Here is a 13,755-nt window from a genome sequence, read left to right as displayed (position 1 = left end):
CGTAACGTGACATTGTACGCTGGTGTTCTGCACCGACCCGGAGGAACACCATGGCCGAGCTCAAGTCCCGCACCCTGATCTCCGTGCAGGAGCGGCTCCGCGACCAGGTCGCCCACGCACTGCGCGCCGCCCTGATCTCCGGGGAGCTGCGCCCCGGCGTCGTCTACTCCGCGCCCGCGCTCGCCGCCGACTTCGGCGTCTCCGCCACGCCGGTGCGCGAGGCCATGCTCGACCTCGCCCGCGAGGGCCTGGTGGAGGCCGTCCGCAACAAGGGCTTCCGGGTCACCGAACTCACCGAGCGGGACCTCGACGACTACACCGAGATCCGCGCCCTCATCGAGGTCCCGACCGTCGGCCGGGTCACCCGCACGGCCACCGCCGAGCAGCTGGAGCGGCTGCGCCCGCAGGCCGAGGCGATCGTGGCCGCCGCGCGCAAGCACGATCTGATCGGCTACCTGGAGGCGGACCGCCAGTTCCACCTCGACCTGCTGGGCCTCGCGGGCAACGCGCGGCTGGTGGACGTGGTGGGGGACCTGCGCAAGCGCTCGCGGCTGTACGGGCTGAACCGCCTCGACGAGCGTGGTGAGCTGGTGTCCTCGGCGGAGGAGCACCTGGAGCTGCTGGACCTGATGCTGTCGGGCGACGCGGAGGCGGCGGAGGCCTGCATGACGCGGCACCTGAGCCACGTGCGCTCCCTGTGGGCCAACGGCCAGGAGGCCCAGGAGGAGCCCCGCACGGCGCTGCGGCTGCGGGCGCGGTAGAGGCTAAACCACTCGTTCGGGTGAGGGGTGAAGATCGGGCGTCGGAAGGCGTCTGCGTCCTACGATGATGTTCTCGACATCGGCAGTCAGGAGGAACTCCATGTCCGCCGCAGCAGTGGAAGAACCGATGGGGCAGCTGACGCTGCTCGAAGCCGCCGAGCTGATCTCGAACCGGTTCGCCGGGCATCGGGTCGAGATCGTCGGGAGCCAGATCACCGTGACGCCGCCGCCGGATGTTTCGCACGGTAAGTCGCTGAGTCGCCTCATGCGGGTACTTTTTGCGGCCGGCCTCGATGGGGACGAGGTCGACGTTCTGCAGAACGTGGGCATCTGGTTGCCGGACGGGCCCTCGGATTATGCGGTGCCCGATCTGTCGATCGTCGATGCCGACATTGATGATCACCTGATCGAGTACAACTGTTACGACCCAGCGGCGTTCCGTCTCGTGCTGGAGGTCACGTCGTCGAACGTCAGTGACGACCTGAAGAAGAAGCCCTTTGCGTACGCCGAGGCTGAAGTGCCCGTCTACGTCATCGTGGACCGGAAGAACCAGCGCGTCATGGTGCTCACCGACCCCAAGGACGGCGAGTACCGGGTACACGCCGTCCACCACCCCGGGCAGTCGTTCACACTGCCGGAGTCGATCGGGGCACCGGTGACACTAGCGGTGGACGACGTGCTGGCTGCGAAGAAGTAGTCAGCCGGCCGTCGTGGACCTCGGCGGTCTCGTCGACGGCGGTCAGGTGGGTGCGGTCGTGGGTGACCAGGACCGTCGCCGTCGCGCGCTGGTGCGTGAGGGTGGTGATCAGGTCCAGGACGGCTGCTCCGCGCTCGTGGTCGAGGGCGCTGGTGGGTTCGTCGATCAGCAGGACCTTCGGGTCGTTCATCAACGCCCGTGCGATGTTGACGCGTTGGCGCTGGCCGCCGGAGAGCTGGTGCGGGCGGCGGTGGGCCTGGTCGCGGAGGCCGACGGCGTCGAGGAGTTCGAGGGCGCGGGGGAGGGCGGCGCGGGGGGAGCGGCCGTCGAGGTGGGCCATCACCTGGAGCTGTTCGGCGGCGGTCAGGGATGGCAGCAGGTTGGCCTGTTGGAAGACGACGCCGATGCGGGTGCGGCGCAGCGCGGTGAGTTCGGCGCGGGTGAGGCCGGTGGTGTCGGTGCCGTCCACGACGACCCGGCCGGAGTCGGGGGCGATGAGGGTCGCGGCGACGGCGAGCAGGCTGGACTTGCCGGAGCCGGACGGGCCGACCACGGCGGTGATGGTGCCCGCGGGGACGGTCAGGGAGACGTCGTCGAGGGCGGTGAGCCGGTCGTCGCCGTCCGGGTAGGTCAGGGTGACGTGGTCGAGGTGGAGGGTCATCGGGCGCTCCCGAGGGCGGTCAGCGGGTCGACGGAGGTGATCCGGCGGATGGACAGGGCCGCGCCGACGGCGCCGAGGGCGATCATCACGGCGGCGGGCAGCAGCAGGGTCGGGGCGTCCAGGACGAACGGGACGGCGGAGCCGATCAGCGAGCCCGCTCCCAGGGCGATCGCGGTGCCCGCCGCGGTGCCGAGCACCAGCAGCAGGACGGCCTGGCCGAGCGCGTCCCGCAGCAGGTAGCGGGTGGAGGCGCCGAGGGCCTTGAGGACGGCGACGTCGCCGCTGCGCTGGATCGTCCAGACGGTGAAGAACGCGCCGATGACCAGGGCGGAGATGGCGAACAGGAAGCCGCGCATCAGCTGCAGCGAGCCGTTCTCGGAGGTGTAGGAGCCGATCGCGGCGAGCGCGTCGTCGCGGGTGCGGGTCTCGGTGCCGAGGCGGGCGTCGGCCGCGCCGAGGTCGGCGCCCTTCGCGGCGGTGAGTGCGATGACCGTCGCGTGGCCGGTGCCGCCGGGGGCGAACGCCTGCCAGTCGGCGAGGCTGGTCCAGATCACGGGGGTGTGGCTGTAGGCGGCGTCGCCGTCGACGGCGGCGACGGTGAGCGGGTGGCCGGCCATCGTGAAGCCGGCGCCGGCGGTCAGCCCGCCGAGGTTCGCGGCGGCGGTCTTCGACAGCACCGCCTGGCCGGCGGTGATGCGGGCGCCCTGCGGGGCCAGCCCGGAGCCGTCCGGGACGCCGAACGCGGAGAGTGCCGCGGTGCGCTGCCCGGCGGCGGCCTTGGTGGTGGTGATGCCGAGCGGCTGGGCGGAGGTCACGCCCGGCTCGTGTGACCAGGCCTGCCACTGCTCCGGGGTGACCTGGGAGTCGGTGAAGGACAGCTGCTGCCCGTCGGCGGGCCGTCCGAACACCAGGTGGTCGGCCGGCAGGCCGGTGATCGCCGAGACGTTCTGCCGGCCGAGCCCGGCGGTCAGCCCGGACAACAGGCCGACCAGCACGGTGATCAGCACGATGACGGTCCCCATCAGGGCGAACCGCCCCTTGGCGAACCCCAGGTCCCTCCAGGCGACGAACACGACGGGCCTCTCTGCACGAAACGACTGTGTGCCCACACCGTCGCCGGGAAGGGGGCCCGCGGGCATCGCACGGGGGATTGCATCCTCGGCATCGAAGGGCAGAAGCGGAGTTCAACCTTTTGATTGATGCCGGGCCCGCAACGCGGAACTTAGGCTGGACGGATGGCGACCGAACGTTTCCGCACCACCCCCGTCGCCCGCGTCCTCCAGGTCTGCCTGCACCTGCTCGTGGCGGGCCTGCTCGTCCTCGCCGTCGCCCGCGCCTTCACCGGCCGCGACGGCGACCCGGCGTCCGTGACCGCCGCCGCCACCGCCATGGGCGCCGCCTACGCGGCCGGGCCGAGGCTCGCGGTCATCCGCCGCTCGCGCCGGGCGGCCGCGCTGTGGCTCGCGCTGCTCGGCGTCACCTGGGCGGGCGTGCTCGTGGCCACGCAGGACGGGGTGTGGCTGGCGTTCCCGCTGTACTTCCTCGAACTGCACCTGCTCGGCCGCCGGGGCGGACTCGCCGCCGTCGGGCTGACCGCCGCCGCCGCGATCGCCGCGTGGTCCTGGCACCAGCACACCTTCAGCGTGGCCGCGTCGATCGGGCCCGCGCTCGGCGCCGCCGTCGCCACCGCGACCGTCCTCGGCTACCAGGCGCTGTACCGGGAGAGCGAGGAGCGCCGCCGGCTGATCGACGAGCTCACCGCCGCCCGCGCCGACCTCGCCACCGCCCACCACGCCGCCGGGGTGCTCGCCGAGCGCGAACGCCTCGCCCGGGAGATCCACGACACCCTCGCGCAGAGCCTCAGCAGCATCCAGCTGCTGCTCCGGGCCGCCCAGCGGGCCCTGCCGGAGCGCACGGACGCCGCGGCCGGCTACGTCGAGCAGGCCCGGCAGGCCGCCCAGGACAACCTCGACGAGGCCCGGCGCTTCGTCCGCGCGCTCACCCCGCCCGCGCTCGACGGCGACCCGCTGCCCGTCGCGTTGGAGCGGCTGTGCGCCACCACGACGGCGCACAGCGGGCTGCCCGTCCACCTGCACGTCTCCGGGGAGGCGGTGCGGCTGCCGGTGCCGCAGGAGGTCGCGCTGCTGCGGATCGCGCAGTCGGCGCTCGGCAACACCGTCCGGCACGCGCGGGCCTCGCACGCCGAGGTGACGCTCAGCTACATGGAGGGCGAGGTGGCACTCGACGTGTTCGACGACGGGGCCGGGTTCGATCCGGCGGCGCTCCCGGGGCGCCCGGCGCGCGACGACGGCGGGTTCGGGCTGCCGTCGATGGGGGCCCGGGCCCGGGCGCTCGGCGGCACCTTCACGGTGGAGTCGGCGCCCGGCGAGGGCACGGCGCTCGCCGTGCTGCTGCCGGTGCCGGCGGTGCCGCCCGTGCCGCCGGTGCAGCCGGGGTTCCCGGCGACGGAGGTGGGGGCGTGATCAGGCTGCTGCTGGCGGACGACCACCCGGTGGTGCGGGCCGGGCTGCGGGCCGTCCTGGAGGGCGAACCGGACTTCACGATCGTCGGGGAGGCGGCGACCGCCGAACGGGCGGTCGAGCTGGCCTCCGCGGGCGGGGTCGACGTCGTGCTCATGGACCTCCAGTTCGGGCCCGGCTCGGCGATGAACGGTGCCCAGGCCACGGCCGAGATCACCGCCCGCGCGGGGGCGCCGCGGGTGCTCGTCGTCACGACGTACGACACGGACGCGGACACCCTGCCCGCCCTGGAGGCCGGCGCCACCGGGTACCTGCTGAAGGACGCCCCGCCGGAGGAGCTCGCCCAGGCGGTGCGGGCCGCGGCGGCGGGCCGGACGGCGCTCGCGCCGACCGTCGCGGACCGGCTGCTGGAGCGGATGCGGACGCCCGCGGCGTCGCTCAGCAACCGGGAGATCGAGGTGCTGGGACTCGTCGCGGACGGGCTGACCAACCAGCAGGTGAGCCAGCGGCTGCACCTGAGCCAGGCCACGGTGAAGTCGCATCTGGTGCACATCTACACGAAGTTGGGGGTCGACTCGCGCACGGCGGCGGTGCGGGAGGCGCGCGGCCGGGGGCTGATTCGGCGGGCGTAGGGTGGGGCGGGTTCGAACCGTTCTCCGGAGTGGAGGAACCCGCCGATGGCCCGTCTTCTCGATGAACTCGCCGTTCCCGTGATCGCCGCGCCGATGGCGGGCGGGGCGTCCACCCCCGAGCTGGTGGCGGCGGTGAACCGGGCCGGCGGGCTGGGGTTCCTGGCCGCGGGGTACCGGACGGCGGCCGGGACGGCCGAACAGATCGCCGCCGTACGGAAGTCGACCGACCGGGCCTTCGGCGTGAACCTCTTCGTCCCGGCCGCGCCCGGCGATCCGGCGGCGGTCGCGGCCTACCGGGAGCGGCTGCGGCCGGAGGCCGAGAGGTGGGACGTCCGGCTGCCCGAGGAGACCGGGCCGGACCGGGACGACTGGGAGGCCAAGCTCGACGTGCTGCTGGCCGATCCGGTGGACGTCGTCTCGTACACCTTCGGGCTGCCCACGGCGGCGGAGGCCGCGGCCGTCCGCGCGGCGGGGTCGTTCCAGGTGGGCACCGTCACCACGCCCGAGGAGGCGCGGGCGGCGGAGGCGGTCGGCATGGACGCGCTCTGCGTGCAGGGCCCGGAGGCGGGCGGCCACCGGGGCACCCACCGTGTCGCGGACGAGCCGGGAGAGGTGCCGCTGCTCGAACTCCTGGGCACCGTACGGACGGTGACCGACCTGCCGCTGATCGCCGCCGGCGGACTCGGCGACGGCCCGTCCATCGCGGCGGCGCTGCGGGCGGGGGCGGTGGCGGTGCAGCTGGGGACGGCGCTGCTGCGCGCGGACGAGTCCGGCGCGTCCCGGGCCCACCGGGCGGCGCTCACCGGACTGCCGGAGACCGTCGTCACCCGCGCCTTCACCGGCCGCCCGGCCCGCGGCCTGCGCAACGCCTTCATCGACCGTTACGGCCCCTACGCCCCGCCCGCCTACCCCGAGGTCCACCACCTCACCAGCCCCCTCCGCGCCGCCGCCACCCGCCGCGCCGACACCCGGTCCATGCACCTCTGGGCAGGCACCGCCCACCGGCTGGCACGCCCGGGCCCGGCGGAGCAGCTCGTCGCGGACCTCTGGCGGGCGGCGCGGGGGTAGTAGAGGGCTCTACCGCAGCAGGTCGGCCATCCAGGACTCGATGGCCTCCGGTGTCCTCGGGAGGGCGCTGGACATCAGGCGGGCGCCGTCGGGGGTGATGACGAGGTCGTCCTCGATACGGATGCCCAGGCCGCGGAGTTCCAGGGGGAGGGTCTCGTCGTCGGGTTGGAGGTAGAGGCCGGGTTCGACAGTGAGGACCATGCCCTCCTCCAGGGTGCCGTCTAGGTAGCGGTCGGCGCGGGCCTGGGCGCAGTCGTGGTAGTCGAGGCCGAGCATGTGGCCGCTGCCGCAGAGGGTGTAGCGGCGGTACAGGCCGTTGTCCTCGTCGAGGGCCTGGTCGGCGGGGATGCGCAGGACGCCCCAGTCGGCGAGGCCTTCGGCGATGACCCGCATGGCGGCGCGGTGGAAGTCGCGGAAGCGGGCGCCGGGGCGCAGGGCGGCGATGCCGGCGCTCTGGGCGGCGAGGACGAGGTCGTAGGCCTGGCGCTGGGCGGGGGTGAAGGTGCCGCTCAGGGGCAGGGTGCGGGTGATGTCGGCGGAGTACAGGGTGTCGGTCTCGACGCCGGCGTCGAGGAGGAGCAGGGCGTCGGGGGCGAGGGCGCCGTCGTTGCGGATCCAGTGCAGGACGCAGGCGTGGGCGCCGGAGGCGGCGATGGTGGTGTAGGCGGTGCCGTTGCCCTCGGCGCGGGCGCGGAGGTCGAAAACGCCCTCGATCCAGCGTTCGCCGCGCGGGTGGCGCAGGGCGGCGGGCAGGGCGCGGACGACGTCCTCGAACCCCAGGACGGTGTGGTCGACGGCGAGTTGGAGCTGGTCGACCTCCCAGGTGTCCTTGACTAGGCGCAACTCCGAGAGGACGGCGGCCAGTTCGCGGTCGCGGAGGGCGTCGGCGCCGGTCCGCAGGGAGTCGACGAACGGGTCGGTGCCGGCCAGGACGCGGGTCGGCGGCTGCGGTCCGGTGAACAGCTTGGCGAGGTCGTCGAGGTGTTCGGTGCGCAGGCCGGTGAGCGCGGCGGCCTCGGCGAGGTCGGGGCGGCGGCCGACCCAGAACTCGCCGTAGCGGCGGTCGCGGTAGAACTCGGCGCCGTCGCGCGGGGAGCGGGGCCGCAGGTGGAGCACGGGTTCGTGTCCGGCGGGGCCGGCCGGTTCGAGGACGAGGACGTGGTCGGCCTGGTCCTCGCCGGTGAGGCCGGTGAGCCAGGCGTAGGCGCTGTGCGGGCGGAAGCGGTGGTCGAGGTCGTTGCAGCGGACCTTGAGCCGGCCGGCGGGGACGACCAGCCGCTCGCCGGGGAACGCGGCGGAGAGCCGGGCGTGCCGTCCGGGGAGGCGGTCGTGACCGGGTGCGCGCCGGTCGGCGGGCAGCGGGCTGGGGGCCCACCGCGTGGCCATGAAGGCGTCGAGGGCGGGGGAGACGGGGAGGTCGTGGCTCCCCGTGTTGAGGTCGGCTTGACGGAGGGTCACCGGTGAACTCCTCGACGTGGCACGGGCGGTAGGGCGCCGGGCGGTAGGGCGCCGGACACAGCTCGGTAACGGGCGGCGCGAGCTCTTGTGCAGTGCAATTTCACATTACTATGTTACGGGTCACACAGCGGAGCGGCCAGACCCGGCCCCCACAGCGGAGTTGCAACATGACCAGGCGCACCCACGCCGCGCTCGCGGCAGCCCTCGCGGCGACCCTCACCCTCGGCCTCGGGGCCTGCACGAACGACAAGAGCGACAGCGGCGGTGACAGCCGGGCCGAGAGCACCAGGGCCCCCGGCGCCGCCTCCGGCTCGATCGTCGGCGGCACCCCGGTGAAGGGCGGCACCCTGACCGTCCTCTCGAACCAGGACTTCGCCCACCTCGACCCGGCCCGCAACTGGACCATGCCGAACATGGACTTCGGCATCCGGCTGCTCTACCGCACCCTGGTCACCTTCAAGGCGGAGCCGGGCGCCGCCGGCAGCGAGATCGTCCCCGACCTCGCCACCGACCTCGGCCGCTCCTCGGACGGCGGGAAGACCTGGAGCTTCACCCTCAGGGAGGGCGTCAAGTACGAGGACGGCACGCCGATCAGGTCCGCCGACATCAAGTACAACGTCGAGCGCTCCTTCGCCCCGGACCTCACCGGCGGCCCCGACTACGCGCAGCAGTACCTGGCCGGCGGCGAGAACTACAAGGGCCCGCTGAACGGCGAGCACCTGGCGAGCATCGAGACCCCGGACGACCGGACCGTCGTCTTCCACCTCAAGCGCCCGGTGGCCGAGTTCTCCTACACCGCGACCCTGCCGACGTTCGCGCCCGTGCCGCAGGCCCAGGACAAGGGCACGCAGTACGACCTGCGCCCGTTCTCCTCCGGCCCGTACAAGATCGAGACCTACGACCGCGGCAAGCAGCTGACGCTCGTCCGCAACACCGGCTGGGACCCGGCCACCGACCCGGTCCGCAAGGCCTACCCCGACAAGATCGTGGTGGTCCAGGGCCTCAAGGGCGGGCAGGTCGACGACCGGATCATCGCGAGCGAGGGCGCCGACGCCTCGGCGGTCGAGTGGATGAACCTGCGCCCGGAGTCGGTCGCGAAGGTGCTGCCCAAGCCGGACGTGAAGTCCCGGCTGATCGCCGAGCAGCAGGGCTGCACCGACATGCTCTACCCCAACACCTCCAAGGCGCCGTTCGACGACCCGAAGGTGCGCGAGGCGCTGATGTACGCGGTGGACCGGGACGCCCAGGTCACCGCGAACGGCGGCCCGGCGATGGGCGACGTGGCCACCGCCTACCTGCCGCCCGCGATGACCGGCGGCACCAAGGTGGACACGCTGAAGATCGCCCCGACCGGCGACCCGGAGAAGGCCAAGCAGCTGCTCAAGGACGCGGGCAAGACCGACCTCAAGGTCTCGCTGACCGTCTCCTCCGGCGACAAGACCCGGGCCGAGGCGCTCCAGCAGTCGCTGGCCAAGGCCGGGATCCAGGTCACCATCACCACCGCCGACCCGTCCGTCTACTACGACACCATCGGTGACACCAAGAACGCGCCCGACCTCGCCATCCTCGGCTGGTGCCCGGACTACCCGTCCGGCGCGACCTTCCTGCCCATGGTCTTCGACGGCCGCACCATCAAGGAGAAGGGCAACCAGGGCAACGTCGAGCAGTTCCGCGACCAGGCCACCTCGGACCGGATCGACCAGATCAGCGCGATGACCGACGTCGCCGAGGCCAACAAGGCCTGGCTCCAGCTGGGCGACGACCTGATGAAGAAGGCGCCGACCGTGCCGATGCTCTGGCAGCGCCGCCCGCTGCTGGCCGGGACGAACGTGGCCGGCGCCTTCGGGCACCCGGTGTGGACCGGTCAGTGGGACTTCGCCACGATCGGCCTCAAGGACCCCGCCAAGAGCCAGGGCTGAGGGATCGTCCGATGACTGCCACCACTGAGCCCGCCGCCACCGAGCCCGCCACCGCGCGGGCGGGGGCGGCGGGCCCCGCGAAGGCCGCCGGGCGCGGGCCCTGGCGGCTCGTCCGGGACCGGCTGTGGGCCCGCGGTTCGGCCCGGTTCGGCCTGGTCACCGTCGCCGTCCTGGTGCTGCTCGCCGCACTGGCCGGCCCGCTGAGCGCGCTCGGCGGCTGGTCCCCCGACGAGTTCGACAAGCGCGCGATCGACCCGTACCTCGGCGGCCAGCCGATCGGGGACTTCGGCGGGATCGGCACCCGGCACTGGCTGGGCGTCGAACCGTCGACCGGGCGCGACCTGTTCGCCCGGGTCCTGCACGGCGGCCAGGTCTCGCTGCTGATCGCCTTCACCGCCACCGCCGTGGTCGTGGCCACCGGCACCCTGGCCGGGATCGCCGCCGGCTACTTCGGCGGCCGGACGGACTCGCTGCTCTCCCGGCTGATGGACCTCACGATGTCCTTCCCGTCCCTGATCTTCATGATCGCGATGATGTCGGTGGCCAAGGACGTCAACCGGATCCTGCTGATCACCCTGGTCATCGGCCTGTTCACCTGGCCCGGCATCGCCCGGGTGGTCCGCGGCCAGACGCTCTCGCTCAAGCATCGCGAGTACGTCGAGGCGGCCAAGGTCGGCGGCGCCCGCCCCTGGCGGATCCTCACCCGCGAGATCCTGCCCAACGTCTCCGGCCCGGTCATCGCCTACACGACGCTGCTCGTCCCCGGCATGATCGCGACCGAGGCCGCGCTCAGCTACCTCGGCGTCGGCGTGCGCCCGCCGACCCCCTCCTGGGGCCAGATGATCGCCGAGAGCATCAACTTCTACGAGACCGACCCGACGTACTTCCTGATCCCGACGGCCTTCCTGTTCCTCGCCGTGCTCGCCTTCACCCTGCTCGGCGACGCGCTGCGCGACATCCTGGACCCCCGGGGAGGCCGGTCGTGATCCTCTACCTCGGCCGCCGGCTGCTCGGCGCGGCCGGCATCCTGCTCGCCATCACCGCCATCACCTTCACCATCTTCTACCTGTTGCCCAGCGACCCGGCCGCGGCGGCCTGCGGCAAGACCTGCAGCCCCGAGCGGCTCGCCGACGTCAAGGCCGCGATGGGCCTGGACCGGCCGGTCTGGGAGCAGTTCGCCGGCTACCTGACCGGCATCTTCGCCGGCCGCGACTACGGCAGTGGCCCCAGCGCCGTGCACTGCGGCTTCCCGTGCCTCGGCTACTCCTACGAGTACTCGCTGCCGGTCTGGGACCTGCTCACCGACCGGCTGCCGGTCTCCGTCTCGCTGGCGCTCGGCGCGGCCGTGCTCTGGCTGGCCCTCGGCCTCGGCACGGGCGTCACCTCGGCGCTGCGCAAGGACACGGCCGTCGACCGCACGCTGATGGTGTTCTCGGTCGGCGCCGCGTCGCTGCCGGTCTACTTCACCTCGATCATGCTGATCTGGGGTGTCGTCAGGACGGCCGGGCTGCTGCCCTACCCGGCGTACCACAAGTTCACCGACGGCCCGGTGCCGTGGGCCTCCAACCTGCTCCTGCCGTGGATCGCGCTCGCCCTGCTGTACGCGGCCATGTACGCCCGGCAGAGCCGCAACTCGATGATCGAGGCGATGGCGGAACCGTACATCCGCACCGCCCGTGCCAAGGGGCTGCCGGGGCGCACCGTCACCGTCAAGCACGGGCTGCGCTCCGGGATGACGCCGATCCTGACCATCTTCGGCATGGACCTCGGCGGGCTGCTGGCCGGCGCCGTCATCACCGAGTCCATCTTCGGACTGCCCGGCGTCGGACGGCTCTTCTACGACGCGCTGGTCCGCTCCGACCAGCCGGTCATCCTCGGCGTCACCCTGCTCGCGGCCTCCTTCATCGTCGCGGCGAACCTGCTGGTCGACCTGCTCTACGCGTTCGTCGACCCGAGAGTGAGGTACTGATGGCCGCTCTTCTGGAAGTCGACGACCTCGGGGTCTCGTTCGACACCCCGCGCGGCACCGTCCGGGCCGTCGACGGCATCTCCTTCACCGTCGACGCCGGGCGCACGCTCGGCCTGGTCGGCGAGTCCGGCAGCGGCAAGTCCGTCACCTCGCTCGCCGTCATGGGCCTGCACCGCGGCGCCGCCGTCACCGGCTCGATCCGGCTGGACGGACGGGAGCTGAACGGGCTCGGCGAACGGGAGCTGGGCACCGTCCGGGGCCGGCGGATCGCGATGATCTTCCAGGACCCGCTGTCCAGCCTGCACCCCTTCTACACCGTCGGCGAGCAGATCGCCGAGCACTACCGGGTGCACTTCCGGGCGGGCCGCCGGGCCGGCCGGCAGCGCGCCGTCGAGATGCTCGCCGAGGTCGGCATCCCCGAACCGGCCCGCCGCGTCGACGAGTACCCGCACCAGTTCTCCGGCGGCATGCGCCAGCGCGTCATGATCGCCATGGCGCTCGCCTGCGAACCCGACCTGCTGATCGCCGACGAGCCCACCACCGCCCTCGACGTCACCGTGCAGGCGCAGATCCTCGACCTGATCGCCCGGATCCAGCAGGAGCGCGGCCTCGGCGTCGTCATGATCACCCACGACCTCGGCGTCGTCGCCCGGGTCGCCCACGAGGTGCTCGTCATGTACGGCGGACGGGCCGCCGAACAGGCCCCGGTGGACCGGCTGTTCGGCGCCCCCGCGCACCCCTACACCCGCGGCCTGCTCGACTCGCTGCCCCGCCTCGACGACACCGACGACGCCCCGCTGCGGGCCATCCCCGGCAGCCCGCCGTCGCTGATCGCCCCCGCCCCCGGCTGCTCCTTCGCACCGCGCTGCGCCCGCACCACCGCCGCGACCGCCGAGGAGCACGCCCGCTGCCTGGCCGAGCGCCCCGAATTCGGCCCGCTCGGCCCCGGCCACCAGGCCGCCTGCCACCTGCCGCTGGTGCCGGAAGGGGTCCTGTGATGGCTCGATCGACGGGTGAAACCCTGCTCTCCGTACGGGACCTGGTGAAGACGTTCCCGGGGCGCCGCAGTCGCACCGGGCGTCCGGGCGCGCCGATCCGGGCCGTCGACGGGGTGTCCTTCGACGTCGGCCGGGGCGAGACCCTGGGCCTGGTCGGCGAGTCCGGCTGCGGCAAGTCCACCACCGGGCGGATGATCGTCCGGCTGCTCGACCCGACCGCCGGCACCGTCACCTTCGACGGCACCGAGATCGGCGGCCTGTCCCAGTCCCGACTGCGGCCGCACCGGCGGCACTTGCAGATGGTCTTCCAGGACCCGTACTCCTCGCTCAACCCCCGGCAGACGGTGGCCCGGATCATCTCCGAGCCGCTGCTGGTCCAGGGGGCGGGCGCAGCCGAGGCGCGGAAGCGGGCCGGCGAGCTGATGGAGCTGGTCGGGCTGATCCCCGAGCACCTCGACCGCTACCCGCACGAGTTCTCCGGCGGCCAGGCGCAGCGCATCGGCATCGCCCGGTCGCTGGCCACCTCGCCGAAGCTGGTGATCGCCGACGAGCCGGTGTCCGCGCTCGACGTGTCGATCCAGGCGCAGGTCGTCAACCTGATGGAGGAGTTGCAGCGCGAGCTGGGCCTCGCCTACGTGTTCATCGCGCACGACCTCTCGGTGGTCAAGCGGGTCTGCGACCGCGTCGCGGTGATGTACCTGGGCCGGATCGTCGAGATCGGCGACAAGGCCGAGGTGTACGGCAACCCGGCGCACCCGTACACGAAGGCGCTGCTGTCGGCCGTGCCGCTGCCCGATCCGGCCGCGGAGCGGGCGCGCGAGCGGATCGTCCTGGCGGGCGACCCGCCGAGCCCGGCGAACCCGCCGTCCGGCTGCACGTTCCACCCGCGCTGCCCGAAGGCGCAGGAGGTGTGCCGGACGGAGCGGCCGCTGCTGAAGCTCGCCGGTCCGGGCGGCCGGGAGGCGGCCTGCCACTTCCCGGAGGCCTGACCGGCCCCAGACCCCCGGGGGGGGGGGGGGGGGGTCCACAGGAGGGGCGGGCCCCTCCCGGGTGGAGGCGCTGGTTTGGCCGGGTATAGGGTGTGGGGTGGGTGGCGGGGCGGGGCGGGGCCC

The 13,755-nt window shown here is 73.2% G+C and carries 13 protein-coding genes; 10 read left to right on the top strand and 3 right to left on the bottom strand.

What is annotated here, in order from left to right:
• Nucleotides 1-50 precede the first annotated feature (50 nt).
• Together ACFV4G_RS26000 and ACFV4G_RS25995 are read left to right on the top strand one after the other, a co-directional pair.
• Nucleotides 51-761 carry a GntR family transcriptional regulator gene (locus tag ACFV4G_RS26000; protein WP_380444370.1) on the top strand — a complete coding sequence of 237 codons (711 nt, stop codon included), beginning with the start codon at nt 51-53 and terminating at the stop codon, nt 759-761.
• A 100-nt stretch (nt 762-861) separates the two neighbouring features.
• Nucleotides 862-1,458, top strand: a complete 597-nt coding sequence (locus tag ACFV4G_RS25995; RefSeq protein WP_380444369.1) for a Uma2 family endonuclease — start codon at nt 862-864, stop codon at nt 1,456-1,458.
• On the opposite strand, the gene ACFV4G_RS25990 is transcribed toward ACFV4G_RS25995, so the two are convergent.
• Nucleotides 1,388-2,119 carry an ABC transporter ATP-binding protein gene (locus ACFV4G_RS25990; protein ID WP_380444367.1) on the bottom strand — a complete coding sequence of 244 codons (732 nt, stop codon included), beginning with the start codon at nt 2,117-2,119 and terminating at the stop codon, nt 1,388-1,390. The genes ACFV4G_RS25995 and ACFV4G_RS25990 overlap by 71 nt on opposite strands.
• Nucleotides 2,116-3,192: an ABC transporter permease gene (locus tag ACFV4G_RS25985; RefSeq protein ID WP_380444365.1), complete on the bottom strand. Its 1,077-nt coding sequence runs from the start codon at nt 3,190-3,192 to the stop codon at nt 2,116-2,118. Before ACFV4G_RS25985 ends, ACFV4G_RS25990 begins: the two co-directional genes overlap by 4 nt.
• Before the next feature lie 162 nt (nt 3,193-3,354).
• Here ACFV4G_RS25985 and ACFV4G_RS25980 point away from each other — a divergent pair, with 162 nt between their 5' ends.
• From ACFV4G_RS25980 to ACFV4G_RS25970, 3 genes are read left to right on the top strand one after another with little or no spacing between them, the layout of a single operon-like run.
• Nucleotides 3,355-4,602, top strand: coding sequence for a sensor histidine kinase (locus tag ACFV4G_RS25980; protein ID WP_380444363.1), 1,248 nt, complete (start codon nt 3,355-3,357; stop codon nt 4,600-4,602).
• On the top strand, nt 4,599-5,231 hold the full coding sequence (locus ACFV4G_RS25975) for a response regulator (protein WP_380444361.1): 633 nt from the start codon (nt 4,599-4,601) through the stop codon (nt 5,229-5,231). Before ACFV4G_RS25980 ends, ACFV4G_RS25975 begins: the two co-directional genes overlap by 4 nt.
• Before the next feature lie 45 nt (nt 5,232-5,276).
• Nucleotides 5,277-6,299, top strand: coding sequence for a nitronate monooxygenase (locus ACFV4G_RS25970; protein ID WP_380444359.1), 1,023 nt, complete (start codon nt 5,277-5,279; stop codon nt 6,297-6,299).
• A gap of 9 nt (nt 6,300-6,308) precedes the next feature.
• On the opposite strand, the gene ACFV4G_RS25965 is transcribed toward ACFV4G_RS25970, so the two are convergent.
• Nucleotides 6,309-7,757: an aminopeptidase P family protein gene (locus ACFV4G_RS25965; protein ID WP_380444357.1), complete on the bottom strand. Its 1,449-nt coding sequence runs from the start codon at nt 7,755-7,757 to the stop codon at nt 6,309-6,311.
• A gap of 167 nt (nt 7,758-7,924) precedes the next feature.
• On the opposite strand from ACFV4G_RS25965, the gene ACFV4G_RS25960 reads away from it, so the two are divergent.
• The 5 genes from ACFV4G_RS25960 to ACFV4G_RS25940 are packed head-to-tail and all read left to right on the top strand — an operon-like array spanning nt 7,925 to nt 13,632.
• On the top strand, nt 7,925-9,676 hold the full coding sequence (locus ACFV4G_RS25960; RefSeq protein WP_380444355.1) for an ABC transporter substrate-binding protein: 1,752 nt from the start codon (nt 7,925-7,927) through the stop codon (nt 9,674-9,676).
• Between the two features lie 11 nt (nt 9,677-9,687).
• Nucleotides 9,688-10,662, top strand: a complete 975-nt coding sequence (locus tag ACFV4G_RS25955) for an ABC transporter permease (RefSeq protein WP_380444353.1) — start codon at nt 9,688-9,690, stop codon at nt 10,660-10,662.
• Nucleotides 10,659-11,645 carry an ABC transporter permease gene (locus tag ACFV4G_RS25950; RefSeq protein ID WP_380444351.1) on the top strand — a complete coding sequence of 329 codons (987 nt, stop codon included), beginning with the start codon at nt 10,659-10,661 and terminating at the stop codon, nt 11,643-11,645. Before ACFV4G_RS25955 ends, ACFV4G_RS25950 begins: the two co-directional genes overlap by 4 nt.
• Complete coding sequence (locus ACFV4G_RS25945) at nt 11,645-12,643, top strand: ABC transporter ATP-binding protein (RefSeq protein ID WP_380444349.1); 999 nt, start codon at nt 11,645-11,647, stop codon at nt 12,641-12,643. The genes ACFV4G_RS25950 and ACFV4G_RS25945 overlap by 1 nt, the downstream gene beginning before the upstream one ends.
• Nucleotides 12,643-13,632 carry an ABC transporter ATP-binding protein gene (locus tag ACFV4G_RS25940; RefSeq protein ID WP_380444347.1) on the top strand — a complete coding sequence of 330 codons (990 nt, stop codon included), beginning with the start codon at nt 12,643-12,645 and terminating at the stop codon, nt 13,630-13,632. The genes ACFV4G_RS25945 and ACFV4G_RS25940 overlap by 1 nt, the downstream gene beginning before the upstream one ends.
• Nucleotides 13,633-13,755 lie beyond the last annotated feature (123 nt).

It is taken from the genome of Kitasatospora sp. NPDC059747, assembly GCF_042732955.1.
In the GTDB taxonomy this organism is placed as follows: domain Bacteria; phylum Actinomycetota; class Actinomycetes; order Streptomycetales; family Streptomycetaceae; genus Kitasatospora.
The sequence above is the reverse complement of the archived record's forward strand: the minus strand, read 5'-3'. Positions and strand labels throughout refer to the sequence as shown.

Excerpts from the sequence above, each read along its gene's own strand:
- ACFV4G_RS25980 (WP_380444363.1), top strand. The coding sequence starts at position 3,355 with ATGGCGACCGAACGTTTCCGCACCACCCCCGTCGCCCGCGTCCTCCAG.
- ACFV4G_RS25995 (WP_380444369.1), top strand. The coding sequence starts at position 862 with ATGTCCGCCGCAGCAGTGGAAGAACCGATGGGGCAGCTGACGCTGCTC.
- ACFV4G_RS26000 (WP_380444370.1), top strand. The coding sequence starts at position 51 with ATGGCCGAGCTCAAGTCCCGCACCCTGATCTCCGTGCAGGAGCGGCTC.
- ACFV4G_RS25960 (WP_380444355.1), top strand. The coding sequence starts at position 7,925 with ATGACCAGGCGCACCCACGCCGCGCTCGCGGCAGCCCTCGCGGCGACC.
- ACFV4G_RS25955 (WP_380444353.1), top strand. The coding sequence starts at position 9,688 with ATGACTGCCACCACTGAGCCCGCCGCCACCGAGCCCGCCACCGCGCGG.
- ACFV4G_RS25990 (WP_380444367.1), bottom strand. The coding sequence starts at position 2,119 with ATGACCCTCCACCTCGACCACGTCACCCTGACCTACCCGGACGGCGAC.
- ACFV4G_RS25970 (WP_380444359.1), top strand. The coding sequence starts at position 5,277 with ATGGCCCGTCTTCTCGATGAACTCGCCGTTCCCGTGATCGCCGCGCCG.
- ACFV4G_RS25945 (WP_380444349.1), top strand. The coding sequence starts at position 11,645 with ATGGCCGCTCTTCTGGAAGTCGACGACCTCGGGGTCTCGTTCGACACC.
- ACFV4G_RS25940 (WP_380444347.1), top strand. The coding sequence starts at position 12,643 with ATGGCTCGATCGACGGGTGAAACCCTGCTCTCCGTACGGGACCTGGTG.